This window comes from Hydrogenoanaerobacterium saccharovorans (assembly GCF_016901815.1).
Taxonomy (GTDB): domain Bacteria; phylum Bacillota; class Clostridia; order Oscillospirales; family Ruminococcaceae; genus Avimicrobium; species Avimicrobium caecorum.
The window spans coordinates 196,561-212,913 of record NZ_JACSNR010000001.1 but is presented as its reverse complement, the minus strand read 5'-3'; the positions used below and the strand labels follow the sequence as shown (position 1 = coordinate 212,913).

At 56.1% G+C, this 16,353-nt stretch carries 14 protein-coding genes; 12 read left to right on the top strand and 2 right to left on the bottom strand.

The features are described from left to right. Nucleotide 1: 1 nt before the first annotated feature. The 6 genes from H9X81_RS01065 to H9X81_RS01040 all read left to right on the top strand — a co-directional run bounded on the left by H9X81_RS01065 (nt 2) and on the right by H9X81_RS01040 (nt 5,834). Nucleotides 2-1,327 (top strand): FliI/YscN family ATPase, encoded by a 1,326-nt coding sequence (locus H9X81_RS01065; protein ID WP_204719273.1) that lies wholly within the window; start codon nt 2-4, stop codon nt 1,325-1,327. Nucleotides 1,328-1,354: 27 nt separating this feature from the next. Then, entirely contained in the window at nt 1,355-1,804 is a 450-nt protein-coding gene (fliJ, locus tag H9X81_RS01060) for a flagellar export protein FliJ (RefSeq protein ID WP_204719272.1), read from the top strand. Nucleotides 1,805-1,846: 42 nt separating this feature from the next. Continuing rightward, a complete protein-coding gene (locus H9X81_RS01055; RefSeq protein WP_204719271.1) occupies nt 1,847-2,944 on the top strand; it encodes a flagellar hook-length control protein FliK in 1,098 nt (365 codons plus the stop codon). A gap of 34 nt (nt 2,945-2,978) precedes the next feature. Then, on the top strand, nt 2,979-3,389 hold the full coding sequence (locus H9X81_RS01050; RefSeq protein ID WP_204719270.1) for a bacteriohemerythrin: 411 nt from the start codon (nt 2,979-2,981) through the stop codon (nt 3,387-3,389). A gap of 76 nt (nt 3,390-3,465) precedes the next feature. After that, a complete protein-coding gene (locus tag H9X81_RS01045) occupies nt 3,466-4,281 on the top strand; it encodes a M15 family metallopeptidase (protein ID WP_204719269.1) in 816 nt (271 codons plus the stop codon). A gap of 104 nt (nt 4,282-4,385) precedes the next feature. Further along, on the top strand, nt 4,386-5,834 hold the full coding sequence (locus H9X81_RS01040; protein WP_177502698.1) for an SLC13 family permease: 1,449 nt from the start codon (nt 4,386-4,388) through the stop codon (nt 5,832-5,834). A 73-nt stretch (nt 5,835-5,907) separates the two neighbouring features. Here H9X81_RS01040 and H9X81_RS01035 read toward each other — a convergent pair whose 3' ends face one another. Both H9X81_RS01035 and H9X81_RS01030 read right to left on the bottom strand, forming a co-directional pair. Next, nucleotides 5,908-6,228 (bottom strand): hypothetical protein, encoded by a 321-nt coding sequence (locus H9X81_RS01035; protein WP_177502699.1) that lies wholly within the window; start codon nt 6,226-6,228, stop codon nt 5,908-5,910. A 203-nt stretch (nt 6,229-6,431) separates the two neighbouring features. Then, nucleotides 6,432-7,844 (bottom strand): AbgT family transporter, encoded by a 1,413-nt coding sequence (locus H9X81_RS01030; protein WP_177502700.1) that lies wholly within the window; start codon nt 7,842-7,844, stop codon nt 6,432-6,434. A 370-nt stretch (nt 7,845-8,214) separates the two neighbouring features. Between H9X81_RS01030 and H9X81_RS01025 the strand changes: the two genes are divergently transcribed. The 6 genes from H9X81_RS01025 (at nt 8,215) to rsxC (ending at nt 16,352) form a co-directional block, all read left to right on the top strand. After that, nucleotides 8,215-9,522, top strand: a complete 1,308-nt coding sequence (locus H9X81_RS01025; protein WP_204719268.1) for a M20 metallopeptidase family protein — start codon at nt 8,215-8,217, stop codon at nt 9,520-9,522. Between the two features lie 272 nt (nt 9,523-9,794). Next, the gene (locus H9X81_RS01020) at nt 9,795-11,099 is read left to right on the top strand and encodes an amidohydrolase (protein WP_204719267.1); all 1,305 of its coding nucleotides are present in this window, start codon (nt 9,795-9,797) and stop codon (nt 11,097-11,099) included. 217 nt (nt 11,100-11,316) lie between these two features. Beyond that, nucleotides 11,317-12,837 (top strand): glutamate synthase-related protein, encoded by a 1,521-nt coding sequence (locus H9X81_RS01015; protein WP_243423878.1) that lies wholly within the window; start codon nt 11,317-11,319, stop codon nt 12,835-12,837. A 443-nt stretch (nt 12,838-13,280) separates the two neighbouring features. Continuing rightward, nucleotides 13,281-14,351 carry an FAD:protein FMN transferase gene (locus tag H9X81_RS01010; protein ID WP_204719266.1) on the top strand — a complete coding sequence of 357 codons (1,071 nt, stop codon included), beginning with the start codon at nt 13,281-13,283 and terminating at the stop codon, nt 14,349-14,351. A 29-nt stretch (nt 14,352-14,380) separates the two neighbouring features. Next, nucleotides 14,381-14,914, top strand: coding sequence for a Gx transporter family protein (locus tag H9X81_RS01005; protein ID WP_204719265.1), 534 nt, complete (start codon nt 14,381-14,383; stop codon nt 14,912-14,914). 121 nt (nt 14,915-15,035) lie between these two features. Continuing rightward, entirely contained in the window at nt 15,036-16,352 is a 1,317-nt protein-coding gene (rsxC, locus tag H9X81_RS01000) for an electron transport complex subunit RsxC (RefSeq protein ID WP_345941511.1), read from the top strand. Nucleotide 16,353: the final 1 nt, after the last annotated feature.

Below are 16,353 nucleotides of genomic sequence, written 5' to 3'. Positions count from 1 at the left end.
CATGGCAGAACGCGAACTGCTTGACATCACATCATTACAGCGGACAATCCGGCTGGGGGATCTCTACACCCGCAAGGGCAAGATCAGCAAGATCATGGGGCTGATGGTAGAGGCCACCGGCCTGGAATGCAATATGGGAGATATCTGCCGTATCCAGCTGAGCGAGGAGCGCTACGCCCTGGCAGAGGTGGTGGGAATCCTGGAGGATACCGTTCAGCTGATGCCCTATCAGGAACTGGACGGCATCGGTTCCGGCAGCGTGGTGATCAACACCGGACGGAAGCTGGAAGTGGGAATCATCCCCAAGATGCTGGGCCGTGCGGTGGATGCCCTGGGCAGTCCCATTGACGGCCGGGACCCGTTCCCCGAGGAGGAGAAGGTCTGGTACCCCATCAACGGACAGCCCTCCAACCCCATGGAGCGCCCTCCCATCACTGAGGTAATGGAGCTGGGTGTCCGGGCCATCGATGGCCTGCTCACCATGGGCAAGGGCCAGAGAATGGGTATCTTCGCCGGCAGCGGCGTGGGCAAGAGTACGCTTATGGGTATGATTGCCCGGAATGTCAAAGCCGATGTGAATGTGATCGCCCTGGTGGGTGAACGAGGCCGTGAGGTGGTGGAGTTCATCGACCGGGACCTGGGACCCGAGGGCATGGCCCGGACCGTCCTGGTGGTCGCCACTTCGGACCAGCCGGCGATGATGCGTTCCAAATGCGCCCTCACCGCCACCGCGATTGCCGAGTATTTCCGGGATCAGGGCATGGATGTGCTGCTGATGATGGACTCCCTCACCCGATTCTGTATGGCACAGCGGGAGATCGGCCTGGCGGCAGGAGAGCCGCCGGTGGCCCGTGGTTATACCCCGTCCATCTATGCCGCCCTCCCCAAGCTGCTCGAGCGTTCGGGCAACTTCGGGCATGGCTCCATCACCGGAATCTACACCGTCCTGGTGGAAGGTGATGATACCAATGAACCCATTTCCGATACAGTGCGCGGTATCGTGGACGGACACATCGTCCTCTCCCGTAAGGTGGCGATGCGAAACCACTATCCCGCCATTGATATTCTGGCAAGCATCAGCCGTCTGATGAGCAGTATTGTGGAACCGGCCCACCGGCTGGCGGCAGGCAAGGTCCGCAATATGATGTCGGTGTACCAGCAGAACCAGGACCTGCTGCTCATCGGTGCTTACAAGAGCGGCAGCAACCCCGAGCTGGATCAGGCGATCCGGCACATGGACGCCATCAACCGCCTGCTTCAGCAGAGTGTGGATACCAAGGTAAGTTTCCAGGAAACCGTAGAACAGCTTGAAAAAATTGTAGAATAGACCCGATGAAAAATTTGGAGGATTTTGATGAAAAAGTTTCAGTTTTCGTTGGATCATGTACGCGATTACCGGGATCGGCTGTTGGATGAGGAAACCGGAAAGCTCCAGCGTCTTCAGGCGGAGCGGGACCGGCTGGAACAGCAGATCAACCAGCTGAAAACCGATTTCGCGCAGGTTTCGGAAGAGATGCGGAAGGCTCAGGCTGAGGGGATCACCGCCCTGGAACTGCGGGGATTCAGTATGCAGCTGGAGAGCATCCGCATGCAGGTCCGGGAGCTGACCGAACAGCTGGAAGCTGCCAAAGCCCGGGTGGAACAGCAGACCCGGGTGGTTGTGGCAGCCAATCAGGAGGTCTCCAAGCTGGATAAGCTCCGGGACCGCCAGTATGAGGACTGGCAGGCCGGTGTGCGGAAAGCCGAGGAGGAACGGATCGAGGAACTGGTTTCCCAGAGCCATATCCGCAAGACCGCCGGCTGATCCGGAACCGGCAGGGATTCCACTTGAAAGGAGGTGATAACAATGCAGCAGATCGCAGTCAATCAGATGAACGGCACTTCCGGCGGGAGCCTGCGGCAGAAACTGGATCTATCCGATGCCTGTCAGGCCACCGACGCTTTTGCCATGCTCTTCATGCAGCTGATGGGACAGACCATCCAGCCGGAGGCACTGCTCCAGATGCAGGGGGAACAGCCGCTTGCACAGACTGATGCAGTGCTTCCGGCAGCCGCCGGGACAGTGGGTTCGATGGCATCGGGCAATGAGATGCAGGCCATGCTTGCAGACCTGATCCAGAACGCCGGCAGCACTCCGGCAGAGGGCGCGTTCCTGCAGACCTTTGCCATGCAGTCGATGGACACTGTTCCCGGCACCGCAGCCGCTGAGGGCGCCGTCCAGGGCGCTGAGCTCCTGGATGGAGAGGCAGAGGACATGCAGCAGCTCTACACAGTGCTGAAGGCAGCCTGGGGCGGCGAGGAGAGCAGCAGCCTGATGGAGAACGGATTTTCCACTCTCCAGGCAGGAAACGCCTTCCGTACCGCCCGGCAGCTCCTGGAACAGCAGGAGAAGGAAACCGTCGTTCCGGTGGATGTGGAAAGCCTTCAGGCCGATGTGAACGCCGGACGCTTCCTCACAGCCCAGCCGGAAGCCGCACAGCTCCCGCTCCCCTCGGCAGAGGAGATCGGCAAGCAGCTCAAAACCGGCATCCTGCACCAGACAGCCCAGGGCAAGAGCGAATTCATCGTCCGGCTGGAGCCCGAGGGAATCGGTGAGATCGTTGTGAAGATCTCGGACGACCGGGAACACATGGCGCTGAGCATCTTTACAGCCAGCACTCAGGCAGCCCGGCTGATCTCCAATGAGGTCGCCACCCTGCAGGAAGCCCTGCGGCCCCTTCAGGTCCAGGTGCAGCAGGTGACTCTGCTCCCCACTGAACAGGCGGTGTCCTACGCTTCCCAGAGCGCACTCACCGACCAGGGACAGCAGCAGTCCTTTGCCCAGCAGTATTTTGAACAGCGTCAGCAGCACCGCGGCGGACACTGGCAGCAGGAGGACGACAGCTTTGAAGCTGTTATCGGACAGACCCAGGCACCGGACAGTGAACTGGATGCCTATATTTAAGGAAAGGAGGAACAGAAGATGATAAGCGGAGTAGATGGCGTACGAGTTCACATCGGAGCTTGAAACCGGAAACGAGCTGATCGACAGCGAACACAAAGAGCTGATTGACGCAATCAACAATCTGCTGCTGGCCTGTGGAGAAGGCAAGGGCCGTGGAGAGATCCGCAAGACTCTGGAATTCCTCAACGACTACATTGCCTATCACTTCAGTGATGAGGAAAAGATCCAGCGTCAGTATGGCTATCCGGATTATGAGAATCATAAGCGGTACCATGAGGAATACAAGCGGATCGTTGCTGGTATCCTCAATGAGTTCGAGCAGGGCGGTGCGACAGTGGCTCTGGTTTCCAAGACCAATCAGGCCATTGCCGGCTGGCTGCTCAACCACATCAAAAAAGAAGATGTCAAGGTCGCTGCGCATATCCGTTCCAAGCGCCAAGACTGATACTATGCTGAAAACAGGAGGAGACCGTCCGATACTGACGGACCTCCTGTTTTTTATGAAAGGGGGAGAGGGGAATATGAAAGGATGGATCGCCTTGCTGCTGACAGCGGCGCTGCTCTGTCAGCTGGAGCCGGTTTATGCCGTGCTGCACCAGAACCTCCCCTGGCTCCCCGAAACCCCGCCCATCGAACTGCCCCGGTTCTATCTGACCTGGGAGGACGCAGTCCGGTCCCGGGAGGAAAACGATGGCAATTCCGGGCCGGAGGAGGATCAGCCGGTGATGGCAGAGCCCTCTCCGGAGGACGAATGGGCCCTGCTGCTGGTCAATGCGGACCATCCCATTGAACGGGAGTTCTGTCCGGAACTGGAGGTGATCCAGCCGGGTGAACCCTATCAGGCCGATGCCCGGATTGTGGACGACCTCCGGGCCATGATGGAAGCGGCCCGGCAGGACGGTGTCGATCTGCTGATCTGCTCGGCCTATCGTTCCTATGACCAGCAGGCGTACAATCTGCAGCGGAGCAAGGAGGGCTATCTGCAGGCCGGATACAGCCCGGAACAGGCAGCTGTGATTGCCGGACGCTACATTGCCTCCGCCGGCGGAAGCGAACACCAGACCGGTCTGGCTGTGGACATCGTCACGCCGTCCTATCAGATTCTGGACGATGGCTATGCCAACACCGCAGCGGCACAGTGGCTGCTGGAAAACGCCGCGGACTATGGCTTTATCCTGCGGTATCCCCGGGATAAGGCTGAGATCACCGGGATCTGGTTCGAGCCCTGGCATTACCGGTATGTGGGCAGGGAAGCCGCCGGGACAATCATGGAGCGGGGCCTCTGCCTGGAGGAATACCTTGAGGAAACCGGAGCTCCGGCGGCGGATCTCACCTGAGGTGAAGGGATTCACAGCGGGAAATCGTTGCGGAACCAGCCCCGGGTGTAGTATAATGTCATTCGGTAGAAATTGATTCAGTGCATAGGAGAGGAGTTGTTCCAGTGACTAAGACAATCAAGGCCCGGTATGGGATTCTGGCAGTTTCCCTGCTGCTGATCCTCGGCTTCGGATTCCTGCCCGCTCCGGCTGGCATGACCCAGTCCGCCATGCGGGTGATCGGCATTTTCCTGGGAACTTTGCTGCTGTGGCTCACAGTTTCCATCGACTGGCCCAGCCTGCTCTGTATGGCGGCTCTGGCAGCGGTCCCGGAACTGGGAGTAAACGCAGTGCTGTCTGCCTCCTTTGGCAATTCCACCTTTGCATTCCTTATGTTCACCTTCCTGTGTACCTATGCGCTCTCCCAGACCCCCTTTGTACGGCGCTGCGCAGTCTGGTTCGTATCCAGCCGCATGGCACAGAAAGGCCCCTGGCAGCTCACCTGGCTGTTCTTCCTCTCGGTGATCTTCCTGGGACTGTTCATCTCGCCCACAGTGCTGTTTGTGATCTATCTCCCCATCATTGAGGAGATCTATGCGGTGCTGGGCATCCAGAAGGGGGACAAGGCTGCCTCCATGCTGATGATGGGCCTGGTCTTCTGCTGCGGCATCTCCTCCGGCATGACCCCCATTGCCCATGTGTTCCCGCTGATGGCGATGGAATTCTATCACACCGCCACCGGCCTTGCCATTGACTATGCCGGTTATATGGCCTTCGCTGTGCCGGTGGGAATCCTCTCTGTGCTGGCGATGATGCTCCTGTTCCGCTTTGTACTGCGCCCGGATCTGACATCGCTGGATACCTCCCGGGCCGGGGAACTCCGGGCCGGATTGGAGAAAATGCAGTCCAGAGAGTTGTATACACTTGGAATATTCCTGTTTGTAGTGGCTCTGTGGGTGGTTCCCAGCATGATCGAGCCCTGGGCACCGGAGGTCTATGCCTATATCAACAGCTTCGGCACGGCCTATCCGCCGCTGCTGGGTGCGGTAGCTCTCTCGCTGATTGCGCCGGAGGGCAAGCCTCTGCTGCCCTTCGGAGAGGCCATGTCCAAGGGCGTGCCGTGGGGCAGCCTGATCATGTGCGCCGGTACGCTGGCGGTGGGCTCTGCCATGACCAACGGCTCCATCGGCCTGACTGGCTGGATCTCCGAGCGGATCGCTCCGGTGGCGTCCTCGCTGGCACCGCTGGCTGTGGTGGCACTGTTCTGCTTCTGGGCTGCCGTCCAGACCAACCTCTCCTCCAACATGGTGACCGTGTCGGTGGTGACCGCCATTGCGGTGCCGGTCTGCCTGGGTACCGGCGGCAGTGTCAATGCGGCGGCAGTCTGCTCGCTCATCGGCCTGCTGGCCTCCTATGCCTTTGCCACCCCGCCTGCCATGCCCTGTGTAGCCATCGCGGGCAGCAGCGGCTGGACCACTGCCGGCGCTCTGGTGCGGTATGGTTTCCTGCTGATGCTCGCCTCGGTGCTGATCTGTGTGTTCCTGGGGTATCCGGCGGCCTGCATGGTGCTCTGATACGACAATACAAAAAACAGCGATGAGATCCGAAAATCCCATCGCTGTTTTTTTATTGGTATTGCGTTTGCTGTTACTTCAGGTCAACAGTGATGTAGGTCAGGCCGTTGGCGGTCTCGGACTTTACATCGCAAACCTTCTCCAGGAAGGTATCAGACAGCGGAATATCGAAGTCAACGCTGTAAGTCATACCGTTGTACTTGGAAGTACCCTCAACACGGATAACATTGTTCTCCAGCGCAACATGCATGTCCTCAGGATTGATGCCGATGGTCTTTACCATAGTGGCATAGGTATTGCCATTCTTGATCCACGGAGCGTAACCAGGAGCATTCAGCTTCAGATTGGAAAATCCGTCAAAGTTGTCCATGATTTCTTCAAAAACCTTAAACATGATAGAACACCTCTCCTTAATTTTGTGCATGATATGTGTAGGAATCTTCTTCCTGCTACAACTATAATTTAATACAACGCTGTGGATTTGTCAAGAAACAGAATGTGAAAAATGATGTGACTTTGTCACAAAATATCGAACATCAACCTGTTAAAAACACACAAAACACAGCGGGAACGCTTTTCAGTGTGAAAGGGGAGGGATCAGACGCCTGTCCAGCCGACGCTTCCCAGGAAGTACAGAATAATCCAGGAAACGACCAGCATGAGCAGAGTGATGGGAAGGGCCCATTTCAGCCACTTGCTCAGCGGGACACCGGCGATTGCCAGCGAACCGGCAGTAGCGCCCAGGGCGGGGGTTACCAGGTTGGTGAAGCCGTCGCCGAACTGGAATGCGGAAACAGCCAGGTTGCCGGACATGCCCAGGCTTTCTGCCATCGGCTTGATGATGGGGATCAGGATTGCCATCTTTGCCGAAGCGGACGGAACGAACAGGTTCAGGAAGGCGACGATTGCCGACATACCCACCGAGGCCAGACCGAGGGAGAGTTCCCGCAGGGGCAGGCAGGCGTAGTAAACGATGGTGTGCAGGATATTGCCGTTTTCCATAACGAGCGACATGGTGCCGGCCAGACCGATCACAGCCGCAACGAAGGCCATGCCGGAGGTGCCCTTGGCAAAGGCAGCGCCGATCTTATCCAGGTTCTGTCCGTAGATCAGGCCGCAGAGGATTGCCACGGGGATCTGGACAGCGGGCATGATGGTATTTGCCATGCCCAGTACGGTCATCATGTAGACGATCACGAAGTACTGCGCGAAGAACAGGACAGTTACCAGGGCGGCCCGGGGATTGAAGGCTACAACTTCCATCTCATCGCCGGTTTCCGCATGGTAAGTTTCCATCCAGTCGGTATTTCCCATGGCCGACTTGGTGGGGTCCTTGGCAATTTTGCGGGCATAGTGCAGGGTATAGAGCATACCGATTGTAATAATAACGAGCAATATTACGGTTCGTTCTACAAAACCGGAATACATGGGGACATCCATCATCAGCTGTGCGGTGGAGATCCGGCGGGGACCCACTGCAAAGCCGGTAAAGGAGGCAAAGAAAGTGAGGGCAACCGCCATGATGGGGTCCAGGCGGAGCTTTTTCGCCATCATCACGCCCAGCGGAACCAGAGCGATCATCGAGTCACCGCCGCCGAAGCCGCCATGGATGGCAATTACCATGAACACGATGGGAACCAGGACCGATACGCCCTTGTCCTGGAGCTTGTAGAGGGCCCAGTTGACCATCTCGTCGAAGGCGCCGGTACCCATGATGACACCCACACAGCCGCCGCTGATCAGCAGCAGGGAGATGACATAGCTGGAGTTCATGAAGCCGGGCAGGATGTAGTTGAGGGCCTGCCAGATGTTGACGGGGGTCTGGTGACCCAGCAGGTGGAACTCATCGCCGATGAGGGCGCCGGTTTCCGGATCGGTGGCAAACTGACCAGCGGGAACAATGTAGGTCAGCAGGCTCATCAGCAGGATCAGACCCAGCATCAGGAAGAGCAGATGGGGCATTTTCAGCTTTGACTTTTTCTTGGCAGGGGCAGCAGTCGGTGCAGACATAGTAGTCGCCTCCTTCAGGTTCAGACTGAGGCCTATTCCGCCGCAGCAGTTGCAGGCGGAAGCGTAAGTGCAAAATATATAATTATTTTTAACAATTTGTAAAATAATTATATACTTTACTGATTTAAGCGTATCTTAATTTGCCGCGAATGTCAATTGAAAAGTTGTTGTGATTATATACATAAATAGTAGTAAAAATCGACAGATTCATACAATTCACCCCAAGTGCATTGCGGTGATACCGAAAGTGTGCTACTATTATACCAGAACGGTAGAGTGATAAAGCGTTTTTGGATTTTTGATTGAACCGGTGCGCTTTCGTCCCTGCTGCCGAGTTTTTATGCTGAAGCATTACTGTAAGGAGGAATGTATGATGAAGGTTTATGAGCTGGCAAAGGCCGTAGATCCTTATGTAGTATCCATGCGCCGGTATTTCCACGAAAATCCCGAGCTGTCCAACCAGGAGGACAAGACCATCGAGCGGATCGGTCAGGAACTGGATGCCATGGGCATTCGGTATGAAGTTGTTCCCAAGGGTGGTATCATTGGTTATATTGAGGGCACCAAGCCCGGCAAGGGCAAGACTGTCCTGCTGCGTGCCGACTGCGATGCGCTGCCTGTTCTGGAAAAGAAGGACAACCTGGCAGGTCCCCGTGTCTGCTGCTCCAAGGTAGACGGTGTAATGCATGCCTGCGGTCATGACGGTCATACAGCCATCCTGCTGGGCGCTGCCAAGATCCTCAATGAGCACAAGGACGAGATCGCTGGTAAGATCATCCTGTTCTTCGAGCGTGCTGAGGAAAACGGCGGCGGTATGCCCCAGATGCTCGCCTACATGGACAAGCACGGCATCACTGCTGATACCTGCTATGGTACTCACCTGTTCGCTATGCTGGAGTCCGGCAAGATTGGTCTGATCACCGGCGGTACCATGTCCACCGCTATGGGCTTCAATATCACCATCCATGGCAAGGGCGGTCACGGTTCCCGTCCCGACCAGGCCAACAGCCCCATCGACTGCTTCGTAGCCATCTACAATGCGCTGCAGGCAGCCCGTCTGACCAAGATCACCCCCTTCAAGCCTCTGACTCTGTCGGTAGGTCTGCTGCAGGCCGGTGCAGTCAGCAATGTTATCCCCAACGACCTGACCTTCGCTGGTACAGCCCGTCTGTTCGACCGTGAAGAGGTTGGTTATCCCTTCAAGGAAACCCTCATCAAGATCGTTGACGGTATCTGCGCTGCCTATGGCTGCACTGCTACTTACAACCAGCTCAGCGATCCCGCTTACCCGGTTTACAACGATCCGGAGTGCGTAGAGTTCGCCCGCAAGGTTGTAGGCGCTGAGCTGGGTGAAGATGTAATTGCTCAGCCCGAGCCCTGGATGGCTTCCGAGAGCTTCTCCAGACTGCAGAAGCTGATGCCCGGCGTATTCGCTCTGGTAGGCGTGAACAACCCCGAAAAGGGTACTGGCGCTGCTCACCACAACGAGTACTTCGACATCGATGAGGATACCTTCAAGCTCGCTGTTACCGGTACAGTCAGCTATGCGCTGAACTTCCTGGAGAGCGATATTGATACCTCCGCCCGCAAGTGGAAGGGCACCATGCATGACTTCTTCAAGGATATGGGCTACACCGATGAAATGATCGAGGCAGTCTACAAGAAGATCGAGGCATAACTCTCAGAAATAAGGATCATTCCTGAAAAAGAGCCGGTTTTTATACCGGCTCTTTTTTGCGGCATAAAATTGTGATATGACGGGGAATAGTTATAAAGTATAAATATTCTTGTTGCAATATTGTTAAAAGTATAATTTATCGCTTGCATTTTTTCGTCAATAATAGTAAGATACTGGTTAGTGAAATGTCAAAATCTCCACTTTGTGCAGATCACGGAATGTTTTGCCTGTTTTGTTCCTTTGGGACGGAATGGGTACGGAGGTGTTTCAAATTGAAAATTTATGAACTCGCAAAGGAAGTCAATCCCTATGTGGTAGAAATGCGCCGGTATTTCCATGAGCATCCGGAGCTGTCCAACCAGGAGGACAAGACCATTGAACGCATTGGTCAGGAACTGGCTGGCATGGGCATTGAGTATGAAGTTGTGCCCCATGGCGGTATTGTAGCCATTCTGGAAGGCAAGACTCCCGGCAAGGGTAAGACTGTCCTGCTGCGTGCCGACTGCGATGCGCTGCCGGTTCAGGAGACCAAGGAGAACCTGGCTGGTCCCCGTGTCTGCTGCTCCAAGGTGGATGGCGTGATGCACGCCTGCGGTCATGATGGTCATACTGCTATGCTGCTGGGCGCTGCCAAGATCCTCAAGGAACATCTGGACGAAGTACATGGACGGATTATCCTGTTCTTCGAGCGTGCTGAGGAAAACGGCGGCGGTATCCCGCAGATGCTGGCTTATATGGACGAGAAGGGCCTCAAGCCGGACACTGTCTGGGGCATCCATCTGTATGCCGGTCTGGAATCGGGCAAGATGGGTCTGCTGGATGGCGGTACCATGGCTTCGGTATTCGGCTTCAATGTCACCATCCATGGCAAGGGCGGTCATGGTTCCCGTCCTGACCAGGCCAACAGCCCCATCGACTGCTTCGTTGCCATCTACAATGCTCTGGAAGCAGCCCGTCTGACCAAGATCACTCCCTTCCAGCCTCTGACTGTATCGGTAGGTCTGCTGCAGGCCGGTGCTGTGGGCAATGTAATCCCCAACGACCTGACCTTCGCCGGTACTGCCCGGTTCTATGACCGGGATCTGGTGGGCATGCCCTTCCGCAACTACTTCTTCCAGATGGTAGAGGGCATTGCTGCTGCCTATGGCTGCACTGTTTCCTACAACAGCATCACCGAGCCGGCCTTCGCCGTTTCCAATGACCCCGAGTGCGCAGCCTTCGCGCGCAAGGTCATCGGTGAGGAGCTGGGCAATGATGTCATTGCCTTCCCCGAGCCCTGGATGGCTTCCGAGAGCTTCTCGCAGCTGCAGAAGCTGTGGCCCGGCGTTTTTGCTCTGCTGGGTATCAACAACCCCGAAAAGGGTACCGGTGCTGCTCACCACAATGAGTACTTCGACCTGGATGAAGATGTATTCAAGCTGGGCGTAGCGGGTGCTGTTACATACGCACTGCGCTTCCTGGACGGCGATGTGGACACCTCTTCCCGTCAGTGGAAGGGCAGTGTCCGCGATCTGTTCACCGAGCTTGGCGTCAAGCCCGAAGTGATCGACAGTTACTACAAGGCAATCCACGAATAAGAGTTCTGTCCCGAAAACAGCAGGCAGTTTTGCCTGCTGTTTTTGTATTTTGTGCAGAGTGCTTAAAAACTGTCCCGAAGATTTCCAGGGCAGTTGTGCGGCTTTGATTGAATCATCCGGCAGATTATGGTATCCTGTAACTAACAGAATTTCGAAATCCTGCAGATGATCCGGGGGTAACGGCTCACCTGCCTGTCCAGAAAAGGAGTTGTGTTTCATGTCTTACAGTCCCAAGCTCGGTTCCGCTTTCAATAAGACCCGTCTGCGTGACCCGGAGCATCCCACCACCTGTTCGGGTATGTGTTCGGTCTGCGGCGAATGCCCCGGCCTGTGTGAGATCGGTCTGGCTGCGGTGCGCGGCGCGGATACGGTCTATCCCACTGCCGGCGGTATCTATCAGTATGGCTCGGAAAAGGATTATCCGGTGGATCTGTCCCACTTCAACATCAACGGACGGGTATTCGGCGCTGTGGGCGCGCCTGAGTGCTCGGCGGAGGCCACTGTGTTCCATGTGAAGATGGAAACCGAGATCGGTCGCCGCAATCCCATCAAGCTCAAGCTGCCGGTGGTACTGCCCGCAATGGCAAAGCTGGCCTGGCCGGAGTACTTCGGCGGCGCTGCCATGGCAGGTGTGCTGGCTGTGATCGGTGAGGGCGCCATTGACAAGGACCCGAATCTGGTATGCGAAAATGCCAGGGTCAAGGAGTGCCAGCTGCTCAAGGATATGATCGGCGCCTTCCGCAAGTACGACCACGGCTATGGTCAGATCATCCTGCAGGTGAACTGCGATGACGATATCCGCGGTGTGGCAGAATACGGCCTGACCGAGTGCGGCGCCACCGCCATCGAGTTCAAGTTCGGACAGTCCGCCAAGGGCATCCAGGCCATGGGCATTGTGGAGGGTCTGGACAAGGCGCTCAAGATGAAGAAGAACGGCAACCTGATCCTGCCCGATCCCGAGGACCCCGAGGTGCAGAAGGAATACCTGGCAGGCCGCGGCCCGCACTTCCGGGATTACAACCGTCTGCCCATGTGGACCGAGGAATATCTCTGCGGACGCATTGAGGAGCTGCGCAAGCTGGGCGCCAAGAATATCTTCTTCAAGATGGCGGGCTATGATCCCCAGGATATGGAGAAGGTACTGCGCATTGCCTGCAAGGCCGAAGTGGACATGGTCACCTTTGACGGCGCCGGCGGCGGCAGCGGCAACAGCCCGGTGAAGATGATGAACGAGTGGTGCTATCCCACCATCCAGATGGAGAGCGAGCTCTACACCATCTGCCAGCGGCTGGAGAAGGAAGGCCTGGAACTGCCGGATATCGCCATCACCGGCGGCATTGCTAGTGAGGATCAGGTGTTCAAGACCCTGGCCTTCGGCGCTCCCTATGTGACTATGGTGGGCATCGGGCGGGCAGCCATGGCAGCAGCCATGAGTGCCAAGAAGGTGGGCGAGCTCATCGCAGAGGGCAATGTGCCCAAGGAATATGCCAAGTTCGGCAGCACGGTTCCGGAGATCTTCGCCGACCTGCGGGAGCTGCGGAGCATCTACGGCGATGAGGCGGACAGCTTCCCCACCGGCGCCATCGGTGTATTCTCCTACCTCAACAAGATCCATCTGGGCGTGCGTCAGTTCCTGGCACTCAACCGGAAGTTTGATGTGGCCTATACCGACCGCACCGACCTGATCCCGCTGACCTATGAGGCACTGGATCTTCTGAACGGCACCTATCTGAAGTAAATCTGTATTCCCGAAGTCCCCCTTTGGAATGTGTAGCCAGAGGGGGGCTTTTTGTGCGCCAGGGGAGGAATCTCCAGGGGAAATTTGGGGACAGAATAGGACGAAAATTTTACGAAAATTTGATGGTGAGCAGTCCCAAAAACTGATACAATGGCAAAGTAGGCAGAATTGGCGTTGTCATGCGGATTTTTTGTTAAATTGATAACGATATTCGAATTTATTCGTTGGTTTTTTGCACAGAAACAGATATAAAGTTTTGTGAAATACCAATAAAAAATTCGTCGAAAATAGCGATGGAAACGCTTGATTCTTGACTTTGGATACAAGACCTATTAAAATAGTAGATTGACATGGCGCGGGTATTTGTTCACAATTTGTTCGCTTTGCGGAAACAATGCAAACCCATGTCATTCAGGGATTCCCCAAGGGAGAGGAACGGTATTTTGAGCAGAAAAGTTGTCTGGATCGGCTGCGCTGTCATTGCGCTGAGCATCGTACTGTATCTGGCGGGCTTCGCCCCGGAAAGCCGGGAAGAACCCGAGGATTACGGCGGGTTCCGGTCGGGCATCACCTATGCCATGAATACGGTCATTGAACAGAAATGGTACGGGGAATCGGCGGATACCGTCTACACCGGCATGGAAACCAAGATCCGGGAGATTGAATCGGTGCTTTCCATGCACCTGTCCCAGTCGGAGACCGCCGCGATCAACGAAAATGCCGGCGTTCAGCCCGTTGAGGTTTCCCAGCCCACCTTTGACCTGCTCCAGCGGGCCAAGGAGCTGTCCGAGCAGTCGGACGGCGCATTCGACATCACCATCGCACCGGTGGTGGAGCTCTGGGGCATCACTTCGGATCACCCCCATGTGCCCACCGATGAGGAACTGGCCCAGGCCATGGCCCTCATGGGGCTGGAGGATCTGGTGCTGGACGAGGAAGCCTGTACGGCCTACCTCACCCGGCCCGGCATGGCAATCGACCTGGGCGGCATCGCCAAGGGCTGGACTGCCGATCAGCTCCGGGAGTATGCCCGGGAGCTGGGAGCGGAGCGGGGGTATGTATCTCTGGGCGGCAACCTGATGATCATCGGGGAGCGTCCGGACGGCGACCCGTTCAAGTTCGGACTGCGGGACCCGCAGGGAGATGCCAGCACCTACCTTGGCACTGTAACGCTGGAGGACGGCTGCACCATGGCGACCACCGGCGGATATGAGCGCTACTTTGAGGAGGACGGCATCCGGTACCATCATGTACTGGACCCCAGGACCGGTTATCCGGCGGACAGCGATCTTCTGAGCGTGGCGGTCATCAGCAAGGACGGCACCCTGGCGGACTATCTTTCCACCACGCTGTTTGTCCAGGGGCTGGAGGCAGCCAAGGCGGCAGCGGGTTCGGAGGATTACGCCCTGGTAATGGTGGATCAGGAGAACAATGTCTGGATCTCCGGTTCACTGCGTGGGAATTTTGAACCCCACGAAACAGACGCGGATTACACCTATATTTATATAGACTGACAATAACAGGAAAACCGGGAGAGAAAACGATGGGATATGGCACGACAAACCGCAGCGCCCGTGTGCGGCAGACCGTCCTGATGGGACTGATGTTCGCACTGGCAATGGTGCTGAGCTATGTGGAGTCGATGATCACCGTCCCGGGACTCCCGCCCGGCGTCAAGCTGGGGCTTTCCAATATTGTCACCATGTACTGTGTATTCTTCCTGGGATGGCGGCAGGCCTATACACTGGCTGTGCTCAAGGGCAGTTTTGCCCTGCTCACCCGGGGATTTACCGCTGCCTGCATGAGTACCGCAGGCGGTCTTGTATCGGTTACGGTGATGCTTCTGCTGATCCTGCCGAAAAAACTCAACCTCAGCTATACACTCATCAGTGTGCTGGGTTCCCTGGGCCATAATTTCGGACAGCTGCTTATGGCGTCTGTGATTATGAAATCCGGGTTTGTCATTTATTATCTGCCTATAATGGCAGTATCAGGCGTGGGAATGGGCGTTGCCACCGGCGTTCTCCTGCGTGTGATGCTCCCTTATATGAATAAACTGCAGCTGGTCAAGCACTGACTGCAGGCCGTAAGGCTATCACTATGACGAAGTAAAACCCCCGGGTAATTTATTTGGGGGTTCTGGTTCGTTTTTTAGGGGTAAATATGGTAAAAAACTTCTTTAACAGGAGGAAACTATCGTGTCAAAGCTTTTTTCAAAATCTTTGAATGGCGTCAAGGTCCCGCACAGCAAGAATACTGCTGAGATGGAAACCGTCAAGATGCCTGTGCCCGACAAGGTAGTGATCCCGATGAAGCAGCACATGGGCCGGGAGTGTACTCCCACCGTGAAGCTGACCGACCTGGTCAAAGTAGGTCAGATCATCGGCGATACTGACGCCTTTATCGGCGCGCCGATCCATTCCAGTGTTTCCGGTAAGGTCACCAAGATCGACGAGATCATCGGCACAGACGGCAATCCCATCAAGGCCGTGGAGATCACCACCGACAAACTGCAGGAGATCGATGAATCGGTCAAGGTTCCGGAGGTTACTGACCTTCAGAGCTTTGCCGCGGCAATCCGTGCTTCCGGGCTGGTGGGCCTGGGCGGTGCCGGCTTCCCGACCCATGTCAAGCTGATGCCCAAGAATCTGGATGAGGTCACCACTCTGCTGGTAAATGGCGCTGAGTGTGAGCCCTACATCACCGCTGACAACCGTGCCATGCTGGAAGATACCGACGACATCGTCGAGGGTATCAAGCTGGTGAAAAAGTACATGAACCTGTCCACTGTCATCATCGGCATTGAGGACAACAAGCCCCAGGCTATTGCCAAGCTCCAGGCAGCTGTTGCTGACATCGAAGGCGCTTCGGTCAAGGCTCTGAAGGCTCAGTATCCCCAGGGCGGTGAGAAGGTGCTGATCTACGAGTGCACCGGCAAGATCGTTCCTGAGGGCAAGCTCCCCAGCGATGTGGGCTGCGTTGTCATGAATGTTTCCTCCATTGCATTTGTAGCCAAGTACATGCGTACCGGCATGCCGCTGATCACCAAGCGTCTGACTGTGGACGGCGATGCCATTGCTGAGCCCAAGAATGTGGAAGTTGCCATTGGTACTTCCTTCAGCGATGTGATCGACTTCTGCGGCGGTTTCAAGACCGAGCCCAAGAAGATCATCATGGGCGGACCGATGATGGGCTTTGCAGTTCCCACCATCAACTATCCTGTTCTCAAGAACAACAATGCAATCCTGGCATTCAGCGCTGCCAAGACTGCTGAGGCTGAAAAGCCGGAAACCCCCTGCATCCGCTGCGCCCGCTGCGTGAATGCATGTCCCTTCAGCCTGATGCCTGCTGCCATTGAAAAGGCTTACAAGGCCGGCAATGTGGATGCCCTGAAGGCTCTGAAGGTAAACCTGTGCATGGAATGCGGCTGCTGTGCCTATGTCTGCCCGGCCAAGAGAAATCTTGTATCGGTCAACCGGCTGGCCAAGAAAATGATTGTTGAAAGGAGCAAGTAAG